The organism is Nocardia cyriacigeorgica GUH-2, from assembly GCF_000284035.1.
Lineage (GTDB): Bacteria > Actinomycetota > Actinomycetes > Mycobacteriales > Mycobacteriaceae > Nocardia > Nocardia cyriacigeorgica_B.
The window spans coordinates 2,854,068-2,880,725 of sequence record NC_016887.1; the positions used below are offsets into that span (position 1 = coordinate 2,854,068).

Annotated in this window: 11 protein-coding genes; 7 read left to right on the forward strand and 4 right to left on the reverse strand. The window is 71.2% G+C overall.

Translation table 11 applies throughout. The annotated features are described in order from the left end of the window. The first annotated feature begins 36 nt into the window (after nucleotides 1-36). On the forward strand, nucleotides 37-2,061 hold the full coding sequence (locus NOCYR_RS12865; RefSeq protein ID WP_231856072.1) for an ABC transporter ATP-binding protein: 2,025 nt from the start codon (nucleotides 37-39) through the stop codon (nucleotides 2,059-2,061). Continuing rightward, nucleotides 2,058-3,803 (forward strand): ABC transporter ATP-binding protein, encoded by a 1,746-nt coding sequence (locus NOCYR_RS12870; RefSeq protein WP_014350810.1) that lies wholly within the window; start codon nucleotides 2,058-2,060, stop codon nucleotides 3,801-3,803. Before NOCYR_RS12865 ends, NOCYR_RS12870 begins: the two co-directional genes overlap by 4 nt. A gap of 32 nt (nucleotides 3,804-3,835) precedes the next feature. Here the strand turns inward: NOCYR_RS12870 and NOCYR_RS12875 are convergent, their stop codons facing one another. From NOCYR_RS12875 to NOCYR_RS12885, 4 genes are read right to left on the reverse strand one after another with little or no spacing between them, the layout of a single operon-like run. Beyond that, the gene (locus NOCYR_RS12875) at nucleotides 3,836-5,155 is read right to left on the reverse strand and encodes a salicylate synthase (protein WP_014350811.1); all 1,320 of its coding nucleotides are present in this window, start codon (nucleotides 5,153-5,155) and stop codon (nucleotides 3,836-3,838) included. Between the two features lie 5 nt (nucleotides 5,156-5,160). Beyond that, nucleotides 5,161-5,325, reverse strand: coding sequence for a hypothetical protein (locus NOCYR_RS29725; RefSeq protein WP_158430160.1), 165 nt, complete (start codon nucleotides 5,323-5,325; stop codon nucleotides 5,161-5,163). Nucleotides 5,326-5,370: 45 nt separating this feature from the next. After that, nucleotides 5,371-6,603 carry a cytochrome P450 family protein gene (locus NOCYR_RS12880; RefSeq protein ID WP_014350812.1) on the reverse strand — a complete coding sequence of 411 codons (1,233 nt, stop codon included), beginning with the start codon at nucleotides 6,601-6,603 and terminating at the stop codon, nucleotides 5,371-5,373. 14 nt (nucleotides 6,604-6,617) lie between these two features. Then, a complete protein-coding gene (locus tag NOCYR_RS12885; protein WP_014350813.1) occupies nucleotides 6,618-7,628 on the reverse strand; it encodes a methyltransferase in 1,011 nt (336 codons plus the stop codon). 144 nt (nucleotides 7,629-7,772) lie between these two features. Here NOCYR_RS12885 and NOCYR_RS12890 point away from each other — a divergent pair, with 144 nt between their 5' ends. The 5 genes from NOCYR_RS12890 to NOCYR_RS12910 are packed head-to-tail and all read left to right on the forward strand — an operon-like array spanning nucleotide 7,773 to nucleotide 26,626. Further along, a complete protein-coding gene (locus NOCYR_RS12890) occupies nucleotides 7,773-17,624 on the forward strand; it encodes a non-ribosomal peptide synthetase (RefSeq protein WP_014350814.1) in 9,852 nt (3,283 codons plus the stop codon). After that, on the forward strand, nucleotides 17,621-23,104 hold the full coding sequence (locus tag NOCYR_RS12895; RefSeq protein ID WP_148280617.1) for a non-ribosomal peptide synthetase: 5,484 nt from the start codon (nucleotides 17,621-17,623) through the stop codon (nucleotides 23,102-23,104). Before NOCYR_RS12890 ends, NOCYR_RS12895 begins: the two co-directional genes overlap by 4 nt. Beyond that, nucleotides 23,101-24,240, forward strand: coding sequence for a saccharopine dehydrogenase NADP-binding domain-containing protein (locus NOCYR_RS12900; RefSeq protein WP_014350816.1), 1,140 nt, complete (start codon nucleotides 23,101-23,103; stop codon nucleotides 24,238-24,240). Before NOCYR_RS12895 ends, NOCYR_RS12900 begins: the two co-directional genes overlap by 4 nt. After that, entirely contained in the window at nucleotides 24,237-25,361 is a 1,125-nt protein-coding gene (locus NOCYR_RS12905) for a Gfo/Idh/MocA family oxidoreductase (protein WP_048833315.1), read from the forward strand. The genes NOCYR_RS12900 and NOCYR_RS12905 overlap by 4 nt, the downstream gene beginning before the upstream one ends. Continuing rightward, the gene (locus NOCYR_RS12910; protein WP_014350818.1) at nucleotides 25,358-26,626 is read left to right on the forward strand and encodes a cytochrome P450; all 1,269 of its coding nucleotides are present in this window, start codon (nucleotides 25,358-25,360) and stop codon (nucleotides 26,624-26,626) included. Before NOCYR_RS12905 ends, NOCYR_RS12910 begins: the two co-directional genes overlap by 4 nt. Nucleotides 26,627-26,658 lie beyond the last annotated feature (32 nt).

The following is a 26,658-nucleotide window of genomic DNA, read 5'->3' on the forward strand; positions in this document are numbered from 1 at the left end:
CATTCTTCCGGCGACGCTCTCGACAGGGTCGTCGGGGTGTGGTCCCATGATAAAAATACGCGTCAGGAAAATGCTGTTGCGGTCCGGGCTCGCACCTTCGCCGGATGTGCGAGCTGTGCTAGAGTCCAGCTCTCAGAAATGATAATCGTTTTCATTCATCGGCTGCCGGGGCTGCCGGGGCTGTGCGCGGGCGATCGAGGGAGCCGTGACATGACAGGGACCGGAGCGACGCTCCAGGTGGACGAGGCGGGGCAGGAGCCGCAGCAGGCCGACCACGCGGACGCGGTGCCACCGGGCAGCGCGCTCTTCCGGGTGACCGAGCCGGTCCGCGGGCGGCTCATGGCCGCGCTCGCCGTCGCCGCGCTCGGCGGCGCGGCGGGGGTCGCCGGCTTCGTCGGCCTGGCGCTGGCACTGCGGGAACTGCTGGCCGCGGACACCGCGAGCGACGCGGTCGTGGCCTATCTCGTGATCGCCGCTGCGGGGTTCCTCGCCCGATTCGCGTTGCGCGCCTGGTCTTTCCTGCTCTCGCACCTGGCATCGTTCGATCTCGAGCAGCGCCTGCGCCGCGATCTTGCCGCGCATCTGGCCCGGGTCCCGCTGGGGGAGGCGCAGCGGCTGGGCTCGGGCGCGGTGAAGAAGATCGTCCAGGACGATGTGCGCGGGCTGCACATGGCAGTGGCCGACGCCGTGCCGCTCGCCGGTTTCACGCTGGCGCAGCCCATCGCGGCATTGATCGCCCTGGGATTCGTGGACTGGCGGCTGCTGCTGGCGGTCGTGCTGGTGCTGCCGGTGGTGTTCATCGGGATGCAGCTGAGCCTGCGCGATTACGTCGAGACCCGGCGCCGCTACGACGAGGCCAACGAAGCGATCAACGCCGCGACGGTCGAGTTAGTGCAGGGCATGCCGGTGGTGCGGACCTTCGACGACGGCACCGCCTCCTTCCGCCGGTTCGTCGACCGGGTCCGGCAGTTCAACGTCGCTACGACCAACTGGCAGAACAACAATCGCGCCGCGATGATCTTCGCCAACCTGACCGTCGCGCCGCTGCCCACCATCGTCATCGTGACCGCGGTCGGCATCTGGCTGACCTCCGCCGGATCGATGTCGCCCGCCTCGCTCATCGCCGCCATCCTCATCGGCACCCTGCCGGTGGAGTCGGTGGTGCCGCTGATGAACCTGTCGAACCTGATCAACGACTCCAAGGCCGGTGCGGCGCGGATCGCCGAACTGCTCGATATCGCGCCGCTGCCTGAGCCGCAGCATCCGCAGGCCCCGGCCGACGGGTCGATCGAATTCCGCTCCGTCCGCTTCGGCTACACGGGCGCGGACCGGGCCGCCCTCGACGGTGTCGATCTGACGGTGCCGAGCGGGACGGTGTGCGCCCTGGTCGGGCCGTCCGGGTCCGGGAAATCGACGGTCGCACGGCTGATTCCGCGGTTCTGGGACGTCGATTCCGGTCAGGTCCTCGTCGGCGGCGTCGATGTGCGCCAGATCGGGTCCGAGGATCTGCTGCGGCACCTGGCGATGGTCTTCCAGGACCCGTTCCTGCTGTCCGACACCGTGGCCGCCAACATCCGGCTCGGCCGGCCTTCGGCCACCGACGCCGAGGTCGAGGCCGCTGCGCGGGCCGCGCGGGCACACGATTTCATCGTCTCGGAACTGCCGCACGGCTACGACACCCCGGTGGGCGAGCGCGGGGCACGGCTCTCCGGCGGCCAGCGGCAGCGGATCACCATCGCGCGGGCCCTGCTGACGGACGCGCCGATCGTCATCCTCGACGAAGCGACCTCGTTCGCCGACCCGGAGAACGAGGCCGCCATCCAGGACGCCATCGCCGAACTCACCCGCGGCCGCACCGTGCTCGTGGTCGCGCACCGGCTGTCGACGATCGTCGACGCCGATCAGATCGTGGTGCTCGAATCCGGTCGCGTGGCCGAAACCGGCACGCACACCGAACTCGTCGCGTCCGGCGGCACCTATGCCCGGCTCTGGGAGCACCACCAGCGCGCCAGGGGCTGGGGCCTCGGCGCGGGCACCATCGAGGAGGTCATGAACCGATGAGCAGAATCCTGCGACTCATGCTGCTCGCCGCCGGGGACTATCGCGACGAGTTCCGCCGCACCCTGTGGTTCGCGCTGCTCGCCTCGATCCTGCAGGCGGCCGCCTATGCCACGCTGATCCCGATTCTGTACCAGCTGAGCCGTCCCGAGGTCGACACCGCTGCGGCGTGGCGCTGGTTCGCGGTGCTGGTGGCGTGCTGGCTGCTCCAGGCGGCTTGCCACTACGGACAACTCAGGTTCGAGTTCGGCCGCTGGGCCGACGTGCTCGCTGCTACCCGGTTGCGACTGGGTGAGCGGCTGCGGACCATGCCGCAAGCCGACCTCGAGCGCCGGGCGGCGGGCGATCTCACCACGGTGATGGGCAGCAATGTCGCCAACGCGACGATGGGGTCGTCCGGGATGGCGCTGCTGTTCATCCAGATGGTGACCGTCCCGGTGATCATCGGCGCGATCGTCGTCGCGGTCGACTGGCGTCTGGGCTTGGTGCTGGCGGTGTCGCTGCCGTTCGCGGTGTTGTTCGTCCGCCGCATCCAGCAGATCACCGGTGCGGGTGCGCGCCGGACCGATGCGGCCGACGCCGCGGCCGCGAGCCGGGTGGTCGAGTACGTCCAGGGGCTGCCGGTGCTGCGCGCCACCGGCCAGGTGGGCAGCTCGTCGCAACGGCTGGTCGAGACCCTGGAGGAGCAGAACGCGGCCATGTCGGCGATGCAGAAGCGGCTGACCTGGCCCGGCCTGCTGGCGGCCGGCGTGGTCCAGCTGTGCCTGGTCGCGATGGTCGCTGCCGGCGCGGCCCTGGTGCTCGATCTGCGGCTGTCGGCGGCGCTGCTGATTGCCGTGGTGGCCGCCGCGGTGCGTTTCGCCGAACCGCTGTCGACGATGGCCAACATGTCGGCGATCTTCGAGGTCGTCGACTCGGCGCTGGAGCGCGTCGGCGAGGTGCTCGATACCGCGCCGTTGCCGGTGCGCGCGCCGGAGGCCCGGATCACCGGGCACGACGTGGAATTCGAGGACGTGCGTTTCGGGTACGGCGACGGTGCGCAGGTGCTGCGCGGGGTGTCGTTCACCGCGCCCGCGCGCTCGCTCACCGCACTGGTCGGACCCTCGGGCTCCGGGAAGTCGACGGTGACCCGGTTGCTGACCCGGTACGCCGACCCCGATGCCGGCGCGGTCCGGATCGGCGGGACCGACCTGCGCGACCTCGACCCGGTGCAGATCTACCGCGACGTCGCGGTCGTGTTCCAGGACGTCTACCTGTTCGACGACACCATCCGGGCGAACATCGCGATGGCGGCTCCGGAGGCCACCCAGGAACAGATCGAGGCCGCGGCCAGGGCCGCCAACGTGCACACCTTCGTCGAACGGCTGCCGCACGGCTACGACACCCGGGTCGGTGAGATCGGCGGCGCGCTGTCCGGCGGTGAGCGCCAGCGCATCTCGATCGCCCGCGCGATCCTCAAGGACGCGCCCATCGTCGTGCTGGATGAGCCGACCTCGGCACTGGACACCGAGAGCGAGGTCTTTGTGCAGGAGGCCATCGACGCCCTGGTCGCAGACAAGACCGTTGTCGTGATCGCCCACCGGCTCTCCACTGTCGTTGCCGCAGACCAGATCTTGGTGCTGGCGGACGGTGTGATCGCCGAGCGCGGCACCCACGCCGAACTACTGGCCAGGGAGGGTCGCTACAGCGCCATGTGGGCCGCGCAGACCAAGGCGCGGCACTGGAAGGTCGGTGCCGCGGTGTAGTCCCTGGCCGCCGGGCCGGAGTGCTGCGCTGTCTACCGGCCCGTGGCCGGGCCGGAGTGATCAGCGATGAGGTAGGGAGCGACGCAGGACAGCTTCTCGCGGGTCTCCTCGTGCTCCCGCTCCGGTGTCGACCCGGTGACAACTCCGGCGCCGGCACGCAGCCAGCTGCGGCCGTCGCGCTGGTAGACCGCCCGCAAAACCAGTGCGGCGTCCAGGTTTCCGGTGCTGTCGGCGCGCAGGACGGCGCCGCTGTACAGGCCGCGGGCGCCGGGCTCGAGTTCGTCGATGGCGGCGCAGGCCGGCGCCTTCGGGATGCCGGAGGCGGTGATCGCCGGGAAGACGGCAGCGAGGGCGTCCCAGCCGTCGCGATCGGCGGGCAGGAGCGTCTCGACCCGGGACGCGAGATGCTGCACGCTGCCGCGCTCCTTGACGGTCAAGAACTCGCTGACTCGGGTGGCGCTGCCGACACCGGCCAGCTCGGCGAAGGCCAGCCGCACGGAGGTCGCGTGCTCGTAGATCTCCTTCGGGTCGGCGAGCAGTTCATCGCGCAGCGCTCGGTCGCGTCCGGGATCGCCGGTGCGGGCCCGGGTGCCCGCCAGTGGCTGGGTGGTGGCCAGGCCCGCGCCGTCGGCCTCGAGCACGGTCTCCGGGCTGACGCCCGCGGCCTGCCAGCCGCCGAGGTCGAGCAGGAACGAGCGGGCCGGGGTGTTGGCGCGCCGGACCGCCGCGTAGGTGGCGGGCATATCGACCGCGAACGGCAGGTCGACCCGGCGGGACATGATCACCTTGTCGAACTCGCCGGCGCCGATGCGATCCAGCGCCGCGCGCACCCGCCGCAGGTAGGCGGTGTCGATCTCGTCCACCGGCATCGGCGTCGGTTCGGTTGCGGGGCGGTAGTTCTCGGGCAGGTCGAGATCGAATGGGGCGCCGTAGCTCCTGATATGGACCGCGTCGCCGGTGATCTCGAGTTCCACTCCGGGCACCATGATGTACGCGAGGACCTCGCCGGGCGGCGCTATCGACGGGTTCTGTAGCTCGAAACAGGCCCAGCCGTAGGCCCGCCACCCAGGAATCGGCGCTCGCGCGAGCGCGGCACGGATCTGCGGCCACGGTGTGCCGGACCAGGATTCGGTGTGGTCGCCGCCGAGGGTGCTGCGCACCCGATCCGGCCCGACGGTGATCGCGCCGACCGGGTTTCCCGCCACGTACCAGCGGCCGGGCTGTTCGTATACGGCGAAGTCAGTGAGCTGGCTGGAAGCCGCTATCGCGGTGGCCAGGGCGAGCGGGTCGCCGGTGTGCGGGCGCGTGCTGTGCACGTAGCCGTCGGCGTCGAGCGTGGTGGGCCGGTTCATTGTGCTCACTGTTCGGTTCGGGGTGCGGTGGGATCGGCAGGCGTCAGTGGGCGGTGCGCGGGTGGGCACGGGCCACCGGATCCGGCGAAGGACTCGCGGATCGGCCGCGGTGCGCCGAGGCGGGGGCCGACGTCGATGTACTCGAGTTCCGGCGGGTGCCGGGATGTCATGGTCGAACTCCTCATGCCGAGGCGCGGTCGGGATGCGGCGCGGTGTCAGGGCCGGACCGGAAGGGCGCGCAGGCCGCGCAGCCCCATACCGGGCCGCCAGCTCGGGTCGGTCGCGCCGTCGGCCGGGCGCAGGCCGGGCCAGCGAGCGACGAGGGTGGTGAGCGCGATCGCGACCTCGGTGCGGGCCAGTGCCGCGCCCAAGCAGTTGTGGATGCCGCCGCTGAACCCGAGGTGCGGACGCGGCGCGCGGTGGATGTCGAAGCGGTGCGGATCGGGGACGTGGGCGGGGTCGCGGTTGGCGGCAGCGGTGAACACCAGCACCCGATCGCCGCGTTCGATGCGCTGTCCGCCGAGTTCCAGCGTGGACAGCGCCAGGCGCATGGTCGCTGATTCGACCGGACCCCAGTAGCGCATGGTCTCCTCCACCGCGGCAGCGGCCAGCGACGGATCCGCGCGCAGGGCGGCCCACTGGTCCGGGTGGGTGAGCAGCGACAGCACAGCGCTGGCGATCAGGCCGGCCGAGGTTTCGAAGCCCGCGGCCACCAGCAGCCCGACCATGGCCTGGAGTTCGGGGTCCGACAGTGCTTCCCGGCCGGACTCCGGGTGCGCCAGCCTGCTGACCAGATCGTCACCGGGCGTGCGCCGTTTGCGCACGACGAGCTCACGGGTGTAGGCGTCGAGCCGGTCGCGCAGCACTGGATCCGGACCGGACAGCGGGGTGGCGGCGGTCGCGGCGCGGACGGCCAGGTCGCGCAAGCCGGGGTGCCATTCCTCGGGGAAGCCGAGGATGTCGCCGAGCACGGCCAGCGACAGTGGGTAGGCATAGGCGTGCAGCAGGTCCACCGTGTCGTCACCGTCGCCCGCCACCTGCTCCGCGTCGTCGAGCAGGCGTTCGGCGTGCCGGATCATGGTGGGGCGCAAGGCTGTCACCGACCGCGGCGTGAACGCCTGCTGCGCGACCCGGCGCAACCGGGTGTGTTCCGGCGGGTCCGACAGCAGCATGGTGTTGGGCGGCTCGGTGATGCCCGCGCGCGTCCGAGCCGCGAGCTGGGCGGGAGAGAGCAGCGCGCGGGGATTGTTGGCCAGCCTGCGGTCGCGCAGCGCGGCCTCGGCGGCCGCATATCCGGTGATCATCCAGAATCCGCGGCCCGGTTGTTCGGGGAGTTCGGCGAAGACGATCGGTGCGCGCGCCCGCAGTTCGTCGTAGACGGTGTGGGCGCGGGCGTGGAAATCGTCGGAGAGCAGGTCGACCACGATCGGCCGGGGCGTGACGGGCATCAGTGGTGTTCCGTTCAGACCGGGATGGCCTCGATCAGCGAGTACGAGGTGGGGAAGACCGTGGGGTGCACCGCGATGACGGCGAATCCGGCTCGGCCGCACAGGGTTTCGTACTCGGCACGGGTGCGCTCCTGGCCGCCCATGTTGACGAGCATGCTGATATCGGTGAGGTAGGGGGCCGGGTCGGCGGTGTCGACCACATCGGGCAGCACCGATTCCACGATCAGCAGCCTGCCGTCGGCCGGGATCACCCGGCGGCACCGGTCGAGGATGGTGGCGCAGCGCTCGTCGTCCCAGTCGTGCAGGATGTTCTTGAGCACGTACAGATCCCCGCCCACGGGGACCGCGTCGAAGAAATCGCCGGCCTCGACCCGGCAACGGTCGGCGACAGCGGCCCCGGCGAGCGTCGCGGGAGCCTCGGCCACCCCGGTCGGTGAGTCGAACACGATGCCACGCAGTGCGCGCGCGCCCTTCAGGATCTGCGACAGCAGGGTCCCGTCGCCGCCGCCGATATCGACGATCGTGCCGAACCGGGTGAAGTCGTAGCTCACCGGAACCAGTTGCGCGATAGGCAGACTGACCTGGCGCATGGTCGCGTTGAACCGCTCGGACAGCTCGGGCCGGGTGGCGAGGAAGCCGAAGAAATCGATGCCGTAGAGATCCTCGAAGGTCGGCTGCCCGGTGCGCACCGCCTGCTCGGTCAGCTTCCAGGAATCCAGCAGGGCCGGGTCGGTGAACAGCAGTACCGCGGCGGCCTGGGAATCGGGCCGATCGGTGCGCAGTGGCTTGCCCGTCTCGCCCAGCCGGAAGCGGCCGGGGGCGACCTCGACGACGATTTCCAGGGCTGCCAGCGCCCGCAGCAGCCGGGCCAGCGCGCCGGGGTGGGTTCCGGTCCGAACGGCCAGTTCCCGGTGATCGAGCTCGTCGTCGCCGAGGTGATCGGCCAGCCCGAGGCGGGCGGCGGTACCGACGACCTGCGAGCAGATCGTTCCGAACATCATGTTCATGAGTCGCTGAGCTGCCATGCCTGCTTCCTCTGCATTCCCGAAGGTGTTGTCCACCAGCGGTTTTCGTATGGCCGAAGGATTCGTCCAGCTTGACCGAATCGTCCGGCCGTCGTAGATTCTAGCCTAAGTGAAAATGATTGTCGTTTTATATAAGGGAACGTGATGCAGCAGAAGTTCGGTGTGCTCCCCACCCGCTCGAACTCCGGGAGCGAGGAAGCCGACGTCCTGCGCCGCGCCGTCACCGAGCTGACCGGACTGCCGGCGGAGGAACTGGCCGACGACGCGAATCTGCTGGATCTGGGCCTGGATTCGGTGACGGTCATGCGGATCTCCGGGCGGCTGCGCCGCGCGGGCACCCGGGTGGAGTTCCGCGACCTGGTGCGCGAACCCACCCTGCGGGCGTGGTCGGAACTGGTGCGGGCGCGCCGGCCCGGCGCCGCCGCCCCGGCTGACCCGGAACCGGCCGACCCGGAACCGGCCGCGGCCGATCCCACCGAACCTTTTCCCCTGGCCGTGATGCAGCACGCCTTCTGGATCGGGCGGGCGGGAACCCACGACCTCGGTGGCGTCGCCGCGCACTTCTACAGCGAGTTCGACCACGAGAGCGGGCTCGACCCGGATCGGCTCGAACGGGCCGTGCACGCCCTGCTGGCCCGGCATCCGATGCTGCGGGTGGCGGTCGATTCGACCGGTCTGCAACGGGTGGCCGAGCGCGCGGGGGCCGGTCTGGTGGTCCACGACCTGCGGGCTCTGCCAGAGCCGGAGCGGTCCGAGCGCCTGGCCACCATCCGGGACGATTGCTCGCACCGGGCCATGGACGTCGCGGCGGGCGAGGTCGTCGACGTCCGGCTCTCCCTACTGCCCGGCGGGCGGAGCCGGCTGCACCTGGACCTGGACATGATCGCGGGCGACGCACTGAGCCTGCGCAACCTGCTCGCCGACCTGACCGCCCTGTACGAGAACGGTCCCGAGGCGCTGCCGGCGCTCGGCTACCACTACGGCCGCTACCTCGCCGACCGTGCGGCCGCCCGCGCCGCGGCCAGGGAACAGGCGCGGCAGTGGTGGCAGACCCAACTGCCGCACCTGCCCGCCGCGCCGCAGCTTCCGCTGCTGAGCACCGAGGAGGCGAGCGGCGGGCCGCGGGTGAGTCGTCGCCACCACTGGCTGTCACCGGAGCGGGCGGAGTTGCTGCGGGAACGAGCCCAGCGGACCGGGCTGACCACCGCCGGTGTGCTCGCTACGGTCTTCGCTGAGACCATCGGTGCCTGGACCAGCACCGACCGGTTCCTGCTGAACCTGCCGGTCTTCGACCGGGAACCGCTGCACGACGACGTGGACCGGCTGGTCGGCGACTTCTCCAGTTCGGTGCTGCTCGACGTGGACCTGAGCGATCCGATGACGGTCACCGAGCGGGGCAGCGCGATCGCGCACCGGTTGCGCGAGGTGCTCGGCTACACCGCTTACACCGGCGTGGAGGTGCTGCGCGATCTCGGGCGCGGCGGCGAACGGGTGTACGCGCCGGTCGTGTACACCAGCGCGCTGAGTCTCGGCGAGCTGTACGCGCCCGAGGTACGGACTTGCCTCGGCGAGCCGGTTTGGACCATCTCGCAGGGTCCGCAGGTGTGGCTCGACGCGCAGGTGACCGAATTCGACGGCGGCATTCTGCTCAACTGGGATGCCCGCGTGTCGCTGTTCCCGCCCGGCCTGCTGGACACCATGTTCGATGCCTACACCCGGTTCGTCGAACTGTTGCTGCACGACGCGGACGCGTGGCACCGGCCCGCTCCCTGGCCCGCGGTGCCGCGCGGATCTGCCCCGGCCGCCGCCGCACCCGCCGTCCCGCTGCCTCGGCGGTTCTTCGCCCGCGCCGCCGCCGAACCGGAACGGACCGCGCTGCTCGCCGGCGACGCGGCGATCTCCTACGGCGAGCTGTCCGAACGAGCCCTGCGCTTGGCGGCCCTGCTGCGGGACCGGGGGATCGGGCGCGGGGACAGCGTCGGCATCACCCTGCCCAAGGGGGTCGAGCAGATTGTGGCCGTCCTCGGTGTGCTAGCCGTCGGCGCGACCTATGTGCCCTCGGGGATCGACCTGCCGCCCGCCCGGCGGGAACGGGTCTACCGCACCGCGGGCGCACGACTGGTGCTCACCGATGCCGCGACCGTCGCGGCGGGATGGCCGCGAGACATCGAAGCGCTCTCCCCGGATCAGGCTCGCACGCTCGCCCCGGCGGAGCGGATCGCCGATATCGATGCCGAGGACACGATGTACGTCATCTTCACCTCGGGCTCGACCGGAACGCCGAAGGGGGTCGAGGTGCCGCACCGGGCGGTCGCGGCCACCGTCGACGCGGTCAACGCACGATTCGGGATCGGCGCGGGTGACCGCACGATCGCGTTGTCGGCCCTGGATTTCGACCTCTCGGCCTACGACATCTTCGCGTTCCTGGCGTACGGCGGGTCGGTGGTCGTGGTGGACGAGCCGCAGCGCCGCGATGCCGCCGCATGGGCCGAGCTGATCCGGCGGTGGGAGGTCACCGTGGTGAGCGCGGTGCCCGCACTGCTGGACATGCTGCTGACCACGGCCGCGGGTTCGGGGCTGGGTACCGCGCTGCGAGTGGTCATGCTCGGCGGCGACCGGGTGACGGTCGATCTGCCCGATCGGTTGCGCACGCTGGTGCCCGGCTGCCGGTTCGCCGGTCTCGGCGGGATGACCGAGGCCGCCATCCACGCCACCGTCTGCGAGGTCGACGCCGTCGATCCGGGCTGGTCGAGCGTGCCGTACGGGGTGCCACTGCCGCATGCGGGCTGCCGCGTGGTCGACGGCCGCGGCCGGGACTGTCCCGACTGGGCGCCCGGCGAACTGTGGGTCACCGGCGCGGGGCTGGCACACGGCTATCGCGGTGATCCCGAGCGCACCTCGGAGAAGTTCGTCGAACACGCCGGGGTGCGCTGGTACCGGACCGGTGACCTGGTCCGGTATCGGCCGGACGGCACGCTGGAATTCCTCGGGCGCACCGACCACCAGGTGAAAATCCGGGGCCATCGCATCGAATTGGGGGAGATCGAGGCCGTCCTGGCCGACCATCCCCGGGTCGGCGCCGCGGCCGCCGTGGTGCTCGAGCAGCCGGCGCGCTCGCTCGGCGCACTGGTCGTCGCCGACACCGACCTCCCCGACGACGCGCTACGGGCCTGGCTCACCGCGCGGCTACCCGGATACATGGTGCCCCGGCGGTTCGCCCGCGGCACCGAGCTCCCCATCACCCGCAACGGCAAGATCGACCGCGAGGCGGTCCACGCGGCTCTCGCCGCCATGCCGGACCGCGACGCGGCCGGAGGCGGCGCGCCGCTGGAGGGGCTGGAGCAGACCGTCGCCGCCGCGTGGGCGGAACTGCTCGATGTCGCCGAGATCAGCCGCGACGACGACTTCTTCGCGCTCGGCGGGGACAGCCTGCTCGCCACCCGCCTGGTCCGGCGGCTACACGCCGACGGGGTGGCCGGTGCCGCCCTGGCCCACCTGTTCGCCACTCCGACCCTCGCCGGGTTCGCCGCAACCCTCACCCACGGCACGACCGACCGGCTCCCGGAGATCGTGGCCGACCCCGAGCACCGCAACGACCCGTTCCCGCTCACCGACATCCAGGTCGCCTACTGGCTCGGGCGCTCGGCCGATTTCGACCTCGGCGGGATCGGCGCCCACCTCTACCTCGAATACGACTGGCCCGATGTCGATCCGCAACGCCTGACGGCCGCGTGGAACCGGGTGGTCGACCGGCATCCGATGCTGCGCGCGGTGATCGAACCGGACGGCACCCAGCGCGTGCTCGAATCGGTTCCCGTCTACCGGATCCCGGTAGTCGAGGCCGACGTCGCCGCCATCCGGGAGGAGGTCTCCCGCGATCTGGGTGACGCAGCGAACTGGCCGCTGTTCGACATCCGCGTCGTCCGCGACGGCGCGAGCGTCACCGTCTGCGCCGCCGTCGACACGCTGATCGCCGACGGATTGAGTGTGCTGGTGCTGCTGTCGGAATGGACGCGGCTCTACGCCGACCCCGGCCTCGAGCTGCCGGTCCCCGAACTCGAGTTCCGGGATTATGTGCTCGGGTGTGCGCCGTCGGAGGCGGACGTGGCGGCGGGGCTGGCGTATTGGCGGGAGCGGCTGCCGGAGTTGCCGGCGGGGCCGCAGCTGCCGTTACGGGTGTCGCCCGCCGCGATCGAGCGTCCGCGGTTCACTCGCCGGGAAGCGAGGCTCGGCCCGGAGGTCTGGGCGGGCATCGTGACGCGTGCGCGGGCGCTGGGCGTGACGCCGAGTGTGGTGTTGCTGGCCGGATATACCTGGATTCTCGGTCGATGGAGCGCCGAGCGTGAGCTGTCGGTGACACTGACGCGTTTCGACCGCCGTGACGTCCATCCCGACATCATGCGGGTGGTGGGGGATTTCAGCTCGCTGCTGCTGGTGGCGGATCGCCCCGGCGCGGGGGAGAGCTGGGCGGGCCGTGTCCGGCGGTTGCAGCGACAGTTGTGGAGCGACCTCGACCACCAGCAGGTGTCGGCGGTTCGGGTGCTGCGCGAGCTGGGGCGGGAGAGCGAACTCGCCGCCGAGCCGGTGCCGGTGGTGTTCACCTCGATGCTGGGGGTGGACGACGAACTGGCGCGGTCGGTGCGGTGGCCCGATTTCACGCGGACGCAGACGCCTCAGGTGTGGCTGGACCACCAGGTGATCGAGCTGCCCGGCGGTGTGGTGCTGAGCTGGGATTCGGTGGATGAGCTGTTCCCCGACGGGCTGATCGATGACATGTTCGACGCCTACCACCAGCTGCTGCTGAGGTTGGGTGATCTCGATTGGGAGCGCCCGCTGGAGCCGGTCCTGCCGTCCGGGCAGCGGGCCGTGCGCGATCGGGTCAACGACACCGCCGCAGCGGCTCCGGTGGGCCGGCTGCTGCACACGGCGATGTTCGAGGTCGCCGCCGAGGACCCGGATCGGATCGCGCTCGTCGTCGGCGAAACCACCGTCTCGTTCGGCGAACTCGCCGATCAGAGCCGCCGGATCGCCGCCATGCTCGCGCACCGGGGTGTGCGGCCGGGTGATGCGGTCGCGGTGTGTGCGGCAAGGGGTGCCGCGCAGGTGGCGGCGCTGTACGGGGTGCTCGCCGCGGGCGCGGCGTATGTACCCGTCGCGGTCGACCAGCCGGTGCAGCGGCGGTCCGCGATCCTGGCGCAGGCCGAGGTGACGGCCGTGCTGACCGATGACATCGACCGATTCACCGCACCGGCGCACCGTGCCGGCGGCCGAAGCGGTACGGGCACAACGGTTCAGGTCGCCCACCGCGCGAACGGTGCAGTCCGGGCTCCCAGTTCGATTTCGGTCCCGGTGCTGGACACCGCGGACGCCGACGGGCACGAACCCGCGCCCCTGCATCCGGGACGCGCGAGCGATCTCGCCTATGTCATCTTCACTTCCGGTTCTGCCGGCACTCCGAAGGGTGTGGAGATCGAGCACTGCCAAGCGGTGAACACCCTCGCCGACCTCGAGGATCGCTACCGTCTCGGCCCGCAGGACTGCGTACTCGCGCTCGCCGCAGTCGATTTCGATCTGTCGGTGTTCGATCTGTTCGGGGTTCTCGGTGCTGGTGGTCGTGCGGTGATCGTGGCGGATGCGGATCGGCGTGATCCGGATCGGTGGCTGGCGCTGGTACGTGCGCACGGTGTCACGGTGTGGAACACGGTGCCCGCGATGCTGGACATGCTGCTCACCGTCGCGGAGTCCGGGGCGGGTGACGCGTCGTCGCTGCGGCTGGCGCTGGTGTCGGGCGACTGGGTGGGGCTCGACCTTGCCGATCGTCTCGCGGCCCGCGCCCCGCACTGCCGGTTGGTCGCGCTCGGTGGTGCCACGGAGGCGGCGATCTGGTCGAACTTCTTCGAGGTCGATGCGGTCGATCCGGACTGGAAGTCGATCCCGTACGGTCGTCCGCTGCGGAATCAGCGCTTCCGGGTGGTGGACGAGAAGGGCGAGGACCGACCGGACTGGGTTCCGGGCGAGCTGTTGATCGGTGGTGCGGGCGTGGCCCGTGGCTACCGGGGCCGGGCCGATCTGACGGCTGCCGCGTTCTTCGACGCCGACGGCCAGCGGTGGTACCGGACCGGCGACCTGGGCCGGTACCGCTCGGATGGGGTGCTGGAGTTCTTGGGCCGTGCCGATCGTCAGGTGAAAATCCGGGGCCACCGGATCGAACTAGGTGAGATCGAACAGGCGATCACCGCCCATCCGCGGGTGCGGCGCGCGATCGCGGTCGCGGTCGGGGAGCGCGCGAGTGCGCGGTTGGTCGCCTTCGTCGAACCCGGCCTGCCAGAAGACCTTTCGAGCTTCCTCGCCGATCGAATTCCGGCCGGCTGGATGCCGGAGCTGATCGCCTTGCCCGACCCGCCGCTGACCGGCAACGGCAAGATCGACCACGCCGCACTCGTCCGGATCGCAGCCGACGCCTTCGACGCAACCGGCACCGGCGGCGACGAGCCGCTGCGACCCGGGCTGGAGACCCGGATCGGGCAGATCTGGTGTGATGTGCTCGGCGGCGCTCTTCCCAGCCGCACCGCCAACTTCTTCGGCGCGGGCGGCGATTCGCTCTCGGCCACCCGGCTCGTCGGCCGCCTCGCCCGTGAACTCGGCGTCACCGTGCGGCTGCGTGAGTTCTTCCTCGACCCGACCATCGCGGCACTCGCGGCCACCGGCACCGAGGAGGCGCGGCCGGTGGCCTCGCGTGCGCTGACTATCGACCCGCACCATCGATTCGACCCGTTCCCGCTGACCGATATCCAGGTCGCCTACTGGCTGGGCCGGTCGGCCGATTTCGACCTCGGCGGCATCGGCGCCCAACTGTATTTCGAGTACGACTGGCCCGACCTCGATCCGGCACGCCTGGAGCAGGCCTGGAATCGGGTCATCCGGCGCCACCCCGTGCTGCGGGCGGTGATCGACGGCGACGGCCGGCAGCGCATCCTGCCCGGCGAAGCAGACCATCGCATCCCCGTGATCGCCGCCGACGGTGACTTCGATACGGCCGCGAGCGTGCTGCGCGAGGAGATGACCGGCGGGGCCCTCGACGCCGCGACGGGACCGCTCTTCGACATCCGGGTGCTGCGTGATGGCGACCGTGCGCGGGTCTGCGTCGTCTTCGACAGCCTCGTCGTCGACGGGCTCAGCGCCCTCGTCCTGATCGCCGACTGGACCCGCTGGTACACCGACCCCGCCTACGAGCCCGCGCCCCTGGAATTCGAGTTCCGGGATTATGTGCTCGGGTGTGCGCCGTCGGAGGCGGACGTGGCGGCGGGGCTGGCGTATTGGCGGGAGCGGCTGCCGGAGTTGCCGCCGGGGCCCCAATTGCCGCTGCGAAAGCTGCCCGCCGTGATCGAGCGTCCGCGATTCACCCGCCGCGAAGCGAGACTCGCACCGGCGGTCTGGGCGGAAATCGCGGCACGTGCGCGCGGCCTCGGCGTGACACCGAGTGTGGTGCTGCTGGCCTGCTACACCTGGATTCTCGGTCGATGGAGCGCCCAGCGCGAGCTGTCGGTGACGCTCACTCGTTTCGACCGCCGCGACATACATCCCGACATCATGCGGGTGGTCGGCGATTTCAGCTCCCTGCTGCTGGTGGCCGACCGGCCCGACCCGGGCGAGAGCTGGGCGCAGCGCGCGCGGCGCTTGCAGGAACAACTGTGGAGCGACCTCGACCACCAGCAGGTCTCGGCGATCCGCGTGCTGCGTGAACTCGCCCGCGACAGTGCCGCACCCGTCGAGCCGGTACCGGTGGTCTTCACCTCCATGCTGGGGGTCGACGACGAACTGGCGCGGTCGGTGCGCTGGCCGGATTTCACCCGGACGCAAACGCCTCAGGTGTGGCTGGATCACCAGGTGATCGAACTGCCCGACGGGTTGGTGCTGAGCTGGGATTCGGTGGACGAGCTGTTCCCCGACGGGCTCGTCGGTGACATGTTCGACGCCTACCACCGGCTCCTGCTGACGTTGGCGGACCTCGACTGGGAGCAGCCGCTGGATACGCCACTTCCCCAGCGGCAGCAGGTGATTCGCGATCGAGTCAACGACACCCGGCTGCCCGCCGCCCTCCCGAGGGACCGGCTGTTGCACACGGCGATGTTCGAGGTCGCCGCCGCTCATCCCGATCGCCCGGCGCTCATCGACAGCGGCCTGACCGTGACGTTCGGCGCCCTCGCCGAGCACAGCCGCCGCATTGCCGCGCTGATCGCCGAGCACGGTGTGCGACCCGGCGATGCGGTCGCGGTATGTGCCGGCAGGGGCGCCGCGCAGGTGGCAGCCTTGTACGGCGTGCTCGCCGCCGGAGCGGCGTACGTACCGGTCGCGATCGATCAGCCGGTGCGGCGGCGGGCCGCCATCCTGGCGCAGGCCGAGGCCGCGGCCGTACTGACCGACGACATCGGACGCTTCACGGCACCGGCGTCCGGCCCCCACGCCGCAGCCGGAACTTCCCCCCGTCCCGCGGGCGAGAGCGCCATCGACGCCGCACCGCGACCGGCGTCGTCCTGGCTGGACACCGCATCCGTATCCCCGTGCGCGGACTCGGCTTGGACGCCGATACCCGTGCCCGTGATCGACATCGCGGACGCGGCCGGGCACGATCCCGCGCCATTGCACCCGGGAACCGGCAGTGATCTCGCCTATGTCATCTTCACCTCGGGGTCGACCGGCACCCCGAAGGGTGTGGAGATCGAGCACCGCCAGGCGGTGAACACCCTCGCCGACCTCGAGGTCCGCTTCGAACTCGGCGCAGACGACTGCGTACTCGCGCTCGCCGCAGTCGATTTCGATCTGTCAGTGTTCGATCTGTTCGGGGTTCTCGGTGCTGGTGGTCGTGCGGTGGTCGTGGCGGATGCGGATCGGCGTGATCCGGATCGGTGGCTGGCGCTGGTACGTGCGCACGGTGTCACGGTGTGGAACACGGTGCCCGCCATGGCGGACATGCTGCTCACTGTCGCCGAGACGAACGGCGTCGCGCTGACTTCGCTGCGACTGGCACTGCTGTCGGGTGATTGGATCGGCCTCGACCTGCCCGGCCGCCTCGCGGCCCGCGCGCCGCATTGCCGATTCGTTGCGCTCGGTGGTGCCACGGAGGCGGCGATCTGGTCGAACTTCTTCGAGGTCGATGTGGTCGATCCGGGGTGGACGTCGATCCCGTACGGTCGTCCGCTGCGAAATCAGCGCTTCCGGGTGGTGGATGACAACGGCGAGGACCGGCCGGACTGGGTACCAGGCGAATTGCTGATCGGCGGAGCCGGCGTCGCCCGTGGCTACCGGGGCCGGGCCGATCTGACGGCTGCCGCGTTCTTCGACGCCGACGGCGAGCGGTGGTACCGGACCGGAGATCTGGGCCGGTACCGCTCGGATGGGGTGCTGGAGTTCTTGGGCCGCGCCGATCGTCAGGTGAAAATACGCGGGCACCGAATCGAACTCGCAGAGATCGAACAGGCGATCATTGCCCACCCGCAGGTGCGACGGGCGTTCACGCTCGCGGTCGGACAACGTGCCGCGGCCGGGCTGGTCGCCTTCGTGGAACCGGCTCTGCCGGAAGGCCTTTCCCACTTCCTGGCGGAGCGGATCCCCGCCACGTGGATACCGGAGCTGATCGCCTTGCCCGATCCGCCGCTGACCGGCAACGGCAAGATCGACCACGCCGCACTCGTCCGGATCGCCGAAACCAGTGCGAGCACACCGGTTCCCGCGATCGGCGAGCCGATCCGTCCCGGCCTGGAAACCAGGATCGCCGATATCTGGACCGACGTCCTCGGCACACCGCCACCGGACCGGCACACCAGCTTCCTCGGCGCGGGCGGGGACTCCCTGACGGCCACCCGGCTCGTCGGCCGTCTCACCCGCGAGCTCGGCCTCCCAGTGACACTTCGCGATTTCTTCCTCGACCCGACCATCGCCGGACTCGCCGGCAACCACCCGCACAACGCGCTCGACCTCGAAGAAGGTGCTCTGTGAACGTTTCCGAATTGGTGACCGATCTGCGACAGCGCGGCGTCCACCTGTGGGCCGACGGCGACCAGTTGCGGTTTCGCGCCCCACAGGGGGCGCTGACGCCCGAGGACAAGCAGCGCCTGGTCGCGAACAAACCCGCCGTGCTCGCCCACCTCGCCGACGATCAGGCGACGTTCACCGTTACCCCCGATCCGGCCGCCGCACACGAGCCGTTCCCGCTCACGCCGGTGCAACAGGCCTACCTCGTCGGCCGCGACCCCACCTACCCGTTCGGCGGTGTGGCCTGCGCGAGCTACCTCGAGATCCGCTACGACGGTGTCGAACCGGAGCGCGTGGAGCACGCGTGGAACGCGCTCGTGCGCCGCCACGACATGCTTCGCGCCACCGTGCACCCCGACGGCCATCAGCAGGTCGCCGCGACGGTCCCGCATTACGAGATCCCGGTGACCGACGTCCACGGCGACGCGGACGCCCTCGACGCCGTGCTCGACCGCCAGCGCGACGACCTGCTCGGCCCCGCAGGCCCGACCGGCACCTGGCCGCTGTTCGCCGCGCGGATCACCCGCACCGGCACCGGATGCGTGCTGCACCTGCTGGTGGAACTGCTGGTCGTCGACGCCGCGAGCATGCAACTGCTGCTGGCCGAGCTGGACGAGCTCGTGCACGCCGGCGGTACTGACGCCGCGCCGCGGCCGGCCCCCGCCATCGGTTTCCGCGACTATGTTCTCGGCGTCCAGAAGCTGCGTAACGGCGCTCGGTACCAGCGCGACCGCGAATACTGGCAGCAGCGGATCGACACCCTGCCCGCCGCCCCGGAGTTGCCCACCCGCACCGACGACGCCGCCGAGACCGACCCCGGCTTCAACCGGTTGCATCACCCACTGCCGGCTGCCGTCCTGGCCGGGCTCACCCGCGCCGCGGCACCGCACGGGCTCACCCCGTCCGGCGCCGTCCTCGCCGCCTACGCCGAAGTCGTCGGGCGCTGGAGCCGCACCCGGCAGTTCACGCTGAACCTGCCGGTCGTCAACCGGCTTCCGGTGCACCCCGACATCGGCGCGGTCCTCGGCGACTTCACCTCCGTCGAACTGCTCGGCATCGACCTCGACGCCGAGGACACCTTCGCCGCCCGGGCACGGGCCATCACCGGCCAGTTGTTCGCCGATCTCGACCACCGCTGCTTCGACGGCGTGGAGGTGCTCGGCGAACTCACCCGCCGCGCGGGCAGCCCCGTGCTCATGCCGGTGGTCTTCACCAGCACCCTCGGCTCGGACGACGCGGGCGCCCGCGCGCTGCGCGGCCGCATCCGGCGCGGCATCACCCGCACCCCGCAGGTCTGGCTGGACTGCCAGGTCACCCCCTACGACGACGGCCTGATGATCGCCTGGGACGTGCGGCGCGGCGTGCTGGCGGGCGACACCGCCGCCGCGGCCTTCGCCGCGTTCATCGACCTGCTCACCCGGCTGGCCGAGGAACCCGGCACCTGGACCGAGCCGTATCCGGTCGCGCTGCCGCCCGCGCAGCGCAGTCGGCGCGATGCCTACAACGACACCGCCGTCGAACAGGCGCCGCGGCTGCTGCACGAGCGGATCCTGGCGCGTGCGGACACCGACCCCGACACACCCGCGGTGATTCACCGCGACACCGTGCTCGGCTTCGCCGAATTGCGCCGCCGCGTCGCCGCGACCGCAACCGCGCTGCGCAAGGCCGGGGTGCGGCCGGGCGACCATGTGGCCGTCGCGATGGACAAGGGCCCGGAACAGGTCGTCGCGGTGCTCGCCACTTCGGTGCTCGGCGCGGCGTATGTGCCGATCGCGCTCACCCAGCCGATGGCGCGCCGGGAGCGGATCTTCGACCGTGCCGGGGCCGCCGTCGTGCTCACCCAGTCCTGGCTGCGCGATCGCGGTGAGATCCCCGCTGCGGCGGCGCCGCTCGCCGTCGACCTGCTCCCCGGGATCGATACCCTGCCCGAGACCGCAGGCGATCCCGACGCGCCCGCCTACGTCATCTTCACCTCCGGTTCCACCGGCGAACCGAAGGGTGTCGTCGTCACCCATCGCGCCGCCGCGAACACCCTCGACGACATCGAGGATCGCTTCGCCCTTTCACCGGCCGACCGCGTCCTCGGCGTGGCGAGCCTCGCCTTCGACCTGTCGGTCTGGGACATCTTCGGGGTGCTCGCCGCCGGCGGCGCCATCGTGCTGCCGGAACAGGATCGGGTGGCCGACCCGGCCCACTGGCTCGACCTGGTACAGCGGCACGGGGTGACGCTGTGGAACAGCGTGCCTGGCCAGTTGCAGATGCTGCTCGACATGCTGGAGAGCACCCCGGGAGCGCATGCCGAGTCGCTGCGGCTGGTCCTGCTCTCCGGCGACTGGATCCCGCTGGACCTGCCCGGCCGGCTGCGCGCCCACCACCCGGACACGGCCGTCATCGGTCTCGGCGGCGCCACCGAGGCCGCCATCTGGTCGCTGCACCATCCGATCCGGGATATCGACCCACAGTGGCGCAGCATCCCCTACGGAACTCCGCTGCGGAACCAGACCATGCACGTGCTCGACGCCGCACTCCAGGACTGCCCCGAGCACGTGACCGGCGAAATCTTCATCTGCGGTAGCGGATTGGCCGAAGGCTACCTGGGCGACGACGAGCTCACCGCGCACCGGTTCCTCCGCCATCCGCGCACGGGTGCCCGGCTCTATCGCACCGGCGACCTCGGCCGGTTCCACCCGGACGGGCGACTGGAGTTCCTCGGCCGCGAGGACACCCAGGTCAAAATCCGCGGTCACCGGGTCGAACTGGGGGAGATCGAGTCCGCGTTGCGCCGCCACCCCGCCGTCGCCGACGCCGCCGTGCTGGTCGACGGCCGGGGCCCGGCGGCACGGCTGCTCGGCTTCGCCGAGATCGCCACCGACGGCGAGCAGGACCTCGGCGAACAGGCCGCGGCCGACGTACTCGCCGCCGCCGAGAACGCCGCGGCGGCGGCCCACCGGGACATCGACGGCGCGGCGTTCGTCGAGCTGATGCACGCCGTCGACGAGATGGCCATGCTCTCCATCGCCGCCGAATTGCGCGCCAAGGGGCTTTTCGCCGATCGCGAACACTCCCACGATCTCGCCGAGATCGCCGCGGCCACAGGTGTTTCCGAGCGCCAGCACGGCCTGCTGAAACGGTGGCTCGCGGCGCTCGCGGACGGCGGCGCGGTCGAGCACGATCCGCGCACCGGCCGGTACCGCGACCTGATCGCGACCGGGCAGCGTGCGGTCGAACAGGCGTGGGAGCGCATCGATGAGCTGGAGGCGACCGTCGGGTACGGCAGCGAGACCCTCGCCTACATCCGCGCCTGTAGCTCCCGGCTCGACGAGCTGCTGCGCGGCGCGCTCGACGTGCGCGAACTGCTCTTCCCGGCCGGGCAGGACGGTGCGGCGCACGCGGTGTACCGGACGAACCTGGTGGCGCGCAGTTCCCATCGCGTCGTCATCGAGGCCGTGCGCGCGATCGCCGGGCAGCTGCCGCACCGGTTGCGGGTGCTCGAGGTCGGCGCCGGGATCGCGGGTACCAGCACCGATCTGATCCCCGCGCTGGCCGAGTTCGACCCGGACTATCTGTTCACCGATCTATCCGAGTACTTCCTCGGCGAGGCCCGCGCGAAGTTCGCGGACTATCCGTGGATGCGCTACGGGCGCTTCGACATCAACGCCGATGCGCTCGAGCAGGGGATGCGGCCCAACTCCGCCGATGTCATCCTGTGCGCGAACGTGCTGCACAACTCGGTCGATGTCGACGAGGTGCTGGCACGGCTGCGCGACCTGCTGGCCCCGGGCGGCTGGCTGGTGTTCCTCGAGCCCACCCGGCAGCACAACTACGCGCTGCTGGTGTCGATGGAGTTCGAATTCTTCAGCGAACTCACCGCTTTCACCGACGTGCGGGCCGGCACCGGGCAAGCGTTCTTCACCCGCGACCAGTGGCTGCGCCAACTCGGCACCGCGGGCGCCGAGCATGTGCGGGTGCTGCCCGCCGAGGACACCCCGCTCGCGGCGTCCGGCCAGGGTGTTTTCCTAGCGCGGTTCAAGGGGCAGCGACGCACCGTCACCGAACAGCAGCTCACCGAGCACATCGCGACCCTGGTACCCGAGCACATGGTGCCCGGCGAGCTGAACCTGCTCGACGCGCTGCCGCGGTCGGCGAACGGGAAGCTGGACCGGGCCGCGCTCGCCGCGCGGGTCGCCGCCGCTCCGGCCGCCGCTGCGGACCCGTCCTACACTCCGCCCGCCGATGAGATCGAGGAGCGGATCGCGGCATTGTGGCAGGAGATGCTCGGCGTCCCGAAGGTCGGCCGCGACCAGAACTTCTATGCCCTGGGCGGTGATTCGCTACTGCTGTCGCAGATGGTGGGCAAGCTGCGTGACCGGGTGCCCGAGGTCGCCGATATCGAATGGCAGGAACTGCTGCGCGATGTGCTGCGCAACCCCACCGTCGCCGCGCTCGCGGCGCGCCGCCACCGCGGTCAGGAGCCGGTGGCGCCCGCACCGGCGCGGACGGCCGTGCGCTCGCTGGGCGGCGGCCCCGGGCACCCGAGCGGCAGCTGGGTCCTCGTGCACGGCGGCACCGGCACCCTCTCGCCCTATGACGCGCTGCTTCCGTACCTGCTCGACGCGCATCCGGGGCCGCTGCTCGGAGTCGAGGTCACCGATCCAGCCAAGTATCTGAACCTGCCCGCCGATACCGTGATCGGCAGGCAGGCAGCCGATTACGCGACCGAGTTGCTCACTCATGACCGGCGCTTCCGGATCATCGGCTACTCGGTCGGCGGCCTGCTCGCCGCGGAGATCGCCCGCATCCTCACCGAGGCGGGCGCGACGGTGGACGAACTCACCGTGATCGGCTCCTATCAGCCGCCTGCCGTGCACGACGAGCTGCTCACCGAGTACATCTTCGCCCAGTCCATCGGCATCGACCCGGCCGCGGTGGGTTTTCCTGCCGACGACGCCGCGGTCGCGGCCGCGCTACGCACGATCCTGGACCGCACCCCCGACCGGATTCCCGCCGGTGCGCTCGCCGGACTCACCGGCGACCCGGCGCTGCCTGCGGCGGTATTCCGGAAGCTGGCGACCGTGCCGCGGGCCGACCGCCTCGCCGCGCTGCACACCGCGGCAGGCTCAGGCACCGGGCCCTACCGGTCGAGCGGAACCGAGTTCGCGCAATTCCGTGCGCAATTCGAGATCTTCGCGCACAATCTGCGGGCGATGGGCGCCCACCGCGCCGAACCGTACTTCGGCGCGGTGCGGGTACTGAGCAACAGCAGCACCGCGACCCTGCTGGGCACCCGCGACGAGGTGGAGCGGTTCTGGTCGCGGGTCGGGCTCGGCGAGTTGGTGATCGAGGAGATCCCCGGCGACCACCTCACCAGCATGTCGGCCGCCCATGCCGCCGCACTCGCGGCCCGGATCACCGCGCCGCTCCCGCAGCCGGGAACTGCGCCGTGACCGGTTCGACGGGCCCGGTCGCGGTGCTCGGCGGCACCGGCGTCGTCGGCCGGGCCGCGATCGCGATGCTCGGCCGGCTCGGCATCGACGCGCTGCGCGTCGGTGCCCGTCGGGCGGAACCCGGTCGGCGACAGCATGATTCAGCGGCCATCGAATGGTGCCGGGTAGACGCGGACGACCCGGCCGCGCTGGCGCAGTTCTGTGCGGGAACGCGCCTGGTACTCAACTGCGCGGGTCCCTCCTATCTGCTGGCGGACCGGGTGGCGCGGGCCGCGCTGGCGGCAGGTAGCGACTACGTCGACGTCTCGGGGGACGGGCCGGCATATCGGCTGCTCGACGGTTCGACGCTGCTGGCCGGTGCGCGCACGGCGGTGCTGTCGGCCGGCATGCTGCCCGGCCTGGCGAATGTCGTACCGCGGGTGCTCGCCGACGATCTGACCGGTGCCCGGCTGGTCGTCTACGCGGGCGGCATCGAGCCGTTCGCACCGGCCTCGGCGGGGGATCTGGCCTTGTCGCTGGACAGTTCCGACGCCACCGACGGCGAGGGCCCCTGGTACGGCGAGACTCTCGCCGCGTGGTCGGGCGGGCGGCGCAGACGTCATGCCCTGTCGGTGCGCGAGAACGTCGAGGTCGCCGGGTTCCCCGGCCGGGTCACCACCATGCCCTTTCTCACCGCCGACGCCGAACGGCTGGCGCGTTCGACCGGGCTGGACGAATTGCACTGGCACAACGTCTTCGTGGGGCATGCGCTGCGGCTGCAACTGAGCACCCTGCGCGGACGCGTGCCGTCCGACCCGGCCGCGCTGGCCGCGATCACCGGCGAGATCGCCGCGGCCGCGGAGCTCGACCTCGCCGGGCTGGACCCCTTCTACCTGATGGCGTTCACGCTGCACCGGGCCGGCCGCACCGACACCGCGGTGCTGCGCACCCACAGCAGTTTCGAGCTCACCGCCGCGACGGCCGCCTACACCGTGGCCCAGGTGCTGTCCGGGGCGGTCGCACCGGGCCTGCACTACGCCGACGACGTACTCGACCCGCGCGGCCTGCTCGACGCGGTTACCGCCCTGGGGGCGTTGCCGGTCGTGCACACCCACCGCCACGCCCACGACGAGCCGATGGAGGCAGGCATCCTGTGAACGATGTGCAACCGAAGGTGGTCGTGTGCGGTACCGCGTTCGGCCGGGTGTACCTGCGGGCGGTCCACGACGATCCGGATGTCGAGCTCGCCGGCGTCGTTTCCCGGGGCAGCGCGGCGTCGGCGGAGTACGCGAAAATCTATGGGGTACCGCACTACACCGGCGTCGACAAGCTGCCCGACGACATCGATATCGCCTGCGTCGCGGTTCGCGCCGGGGCCGCCGGCGGCGACGGCGCGAAGCTGGCGCAGCGGTTGCTGAGCCGCGGCATCCACGTGCTGCAGGAGCACCTGCTGCATCCCGACGAACTCACCGACTGCCTGCGCACGGCCCGCGAACACGGCGTCCACTACCGGCTCAACGCGTTCTACCCCCACTTGCCGCCGGTGCGGCTGTTCCTGGCAGCGGCCGACATCCTGCGTGAACACGCGCGGCCGCTGCACGTCGACGCGGTGGCGGGCGGCCAGGTGGTCTATTCGCTGCTCGACATGATCGGCCGCGCGGTCGGCGGCCTGCGACCCTGGTCGATCGCCGACCCGGCGCCACTGCCGGCCGACATCGCCGCACTCGCCCACTCATCCCCGCCCTACACGCACCTGCATGCGGTGATCGGCGGTGTCCCGGTATCGCTGCGGGTGCAGAACCAGATCCACCCGGGCGACCCGGACAATCACGCATTGCTGCTGCACCGGCTGGCGATCGCCTTCGACGGCGGCGTGCTCTCGCTCGCCGACACCCACGGCCCGGTGCTGTGGAGTCCGCGACTGCACACCGGCCGCGATGCGACCGGGCGCCTGGTCATGGGCGGGCCCGGTACCGAACGACTCGACGTGCCGAGCACCGAGATCCTCGGGCCCGCCGCGGCACCGACCTTCCGGACCATCTTCGACCAGGTGTGGCCCGGCAGTGTCCGAGAGGCGCTGGGGGAGTTGCGTGCCGATATCGCCGACCCACACCGATCGACGGCCGCCGCCCAATGGGCGGTCACTGTCACCGCCCTGTGGCAGCGGCTCACCACCGCGCTCGGCCCGCCGGAACTGATCCGGCCCCCCGAGCCCGAGCCGGTCGCGCTGCCGGAGCTGCTCGCCCGGCGCCGGAACCGGGCCGGTGCCGCCTCATGACAGCGACCGGATCGCCGCGCGCACTGGCCGACCTCCAGGACTTCTCGGCCGATCCGTTCACGACGATGGACCGGCTGTACCGTGAGAACGGAGCGATCTCCGAACTCGGAGCGGGGCCGATGCGTTGCCGAGTCGCCCTCGGCGCCGAGGCGAGCGCGTTCATCCTCGCCAACAGCGACCTGTTCAGCTGGGAAGCGGCCTTCACCGCGCTGGCTCCGCTGACCGGACCGTCCGCCCTGCTGGTCACCGACGGTGAGCGTCACCGCAGACTGCGCCGCCTGGTCACCCCGGCACTGACCGCGCGCCGGGTGGAGCGCCACCTCGGCACCGTCACCCGCCATATCGAGGACGCGATGGCGGGCTGGGCGCCCGGCGATATCGTCGACCTCTACCCGCCGCTGCGCCGGGCCACCCGCGCCGCGACCCTGGAGAGCCTGTTCGGCGCGGCCGCCGTCGACCGGTCCGAGGGGCTGGACGATTGGCTGCACGATATCCACCGCGCCATCGACACCGACGTGGTCGGCGGCGGCATCGACCGCGGGTCCGGTTCGCGGGTCTGGCGGCGGGCGCTGCTGGCCCGTTCCTCGGTGCACCGCTGGGTGGTCGCGGAGATCCGGCGGCGCGGCGAACGGAACACACCGGGGGACGACGTGCTCGGCGTCCTGCTGCGCGGCATCGAGGGCGATCGGCTCACCGCCGACGAGATCACCGATCAGCTGGTCAGTCTGCTCGAGGCCGGTGCCGAGACGACGGCGGCGCAGCTGTCCTGGCTGCTCTACTGCACGCTGAGCGATCGCGAGCGCTGGGCCCGGGCCGCCGCCGGGCTCGACCCCGCCGCGCTCGACCATCACGTCTCGGAGGCGATGCGGCTGTATCCCGCCACGGCTGTCATCTCCCGGAAGGTCGCCACCGGATTCACCCTCGCCGGAACCGATTTCGCACCCGGCGATCTGCTGATCTTCAGCCCGTTCCACACGCACCGCCTGGCGAGCCTGTGGCCGGATCCGGAACGCTTCGACCCGGGCAGATGGGATCCCGGCTGCGATCGATACCGCCGTCCCGCGCCACACGAGTTCCTGCCGTTCGGCGTCGGACCGCACCGCTGCATCGGCGCCAATTTCGCCACCATGGCGATCAAGGTCGCCTTCACGACCATCGCGGGACGGATCGACGCGCAGCCGCTGACCACCGACGCGCGTCCCGCGGGGCTGATCGGTATGCATCCCGCGGACGGAATCACCGTGCGCATCACCGCGAAACGATGAGCTGGTGGGTACCCGTTCCCGGGTACCCACCC

What these genes read in the sequence shown, in the direction of transcription:
- NOCYR_RS12875 (WP_014350811.1), bottom strand. Translation starts at nt 5,155, where the DNA reads ATGAACCGGCCCACCACGCTCGACGCCGACGGCTACGTGCACAGCACG.
- NOCYR_RS12890 (WP_014350814.1), top strand. Translation starts at nt 7,773, where the DNA reads ATGCAGCAGAAGTTCGGTGTGCTCCCCACCCGCTCGAACTCCGGGAGC.
- NOCYR_RS12870 (WP_014350810.1), top strand. Translation starts at nt 2,058, where the DNA reads ATGAGCAGAATCCTGCGACTCATGCTGCTCGCCGCCGGGGACTATCGC.
- NOCYR_RS12880 (WP_014350812.1), bottom strand. Translation starts at nt 6,603, where the DNA reads ATGCCCGTCACGCCCCGGCCGATCGTGGTCGACCTGCTCTCCGACGAT.
- NOCYR_RS29725 (WP_158430160.1), bottom strand. Translation starts at nt 5,325, where the DNA reads ATGACATCCCGGCACCCGCCGGAACTCGAGTACATCGACGTCGGCCCC.
- NOCYR_RS12885 (WP_014350813.1), bottom strand. Translation starts at nt 7,628, where the DNA reads ATGGCAGCTCAGCGACTCATGAACATGATGTTCGGAACGATCTGCTCG.
- NOCYR_RS12910 (WP_014350818.1), top strand. Translation starts at nt 25,358, where the DNA reads ATGACAGCGACCGGATCGCCGCGCGCACTGGCCGACCTCCAGGACTTC.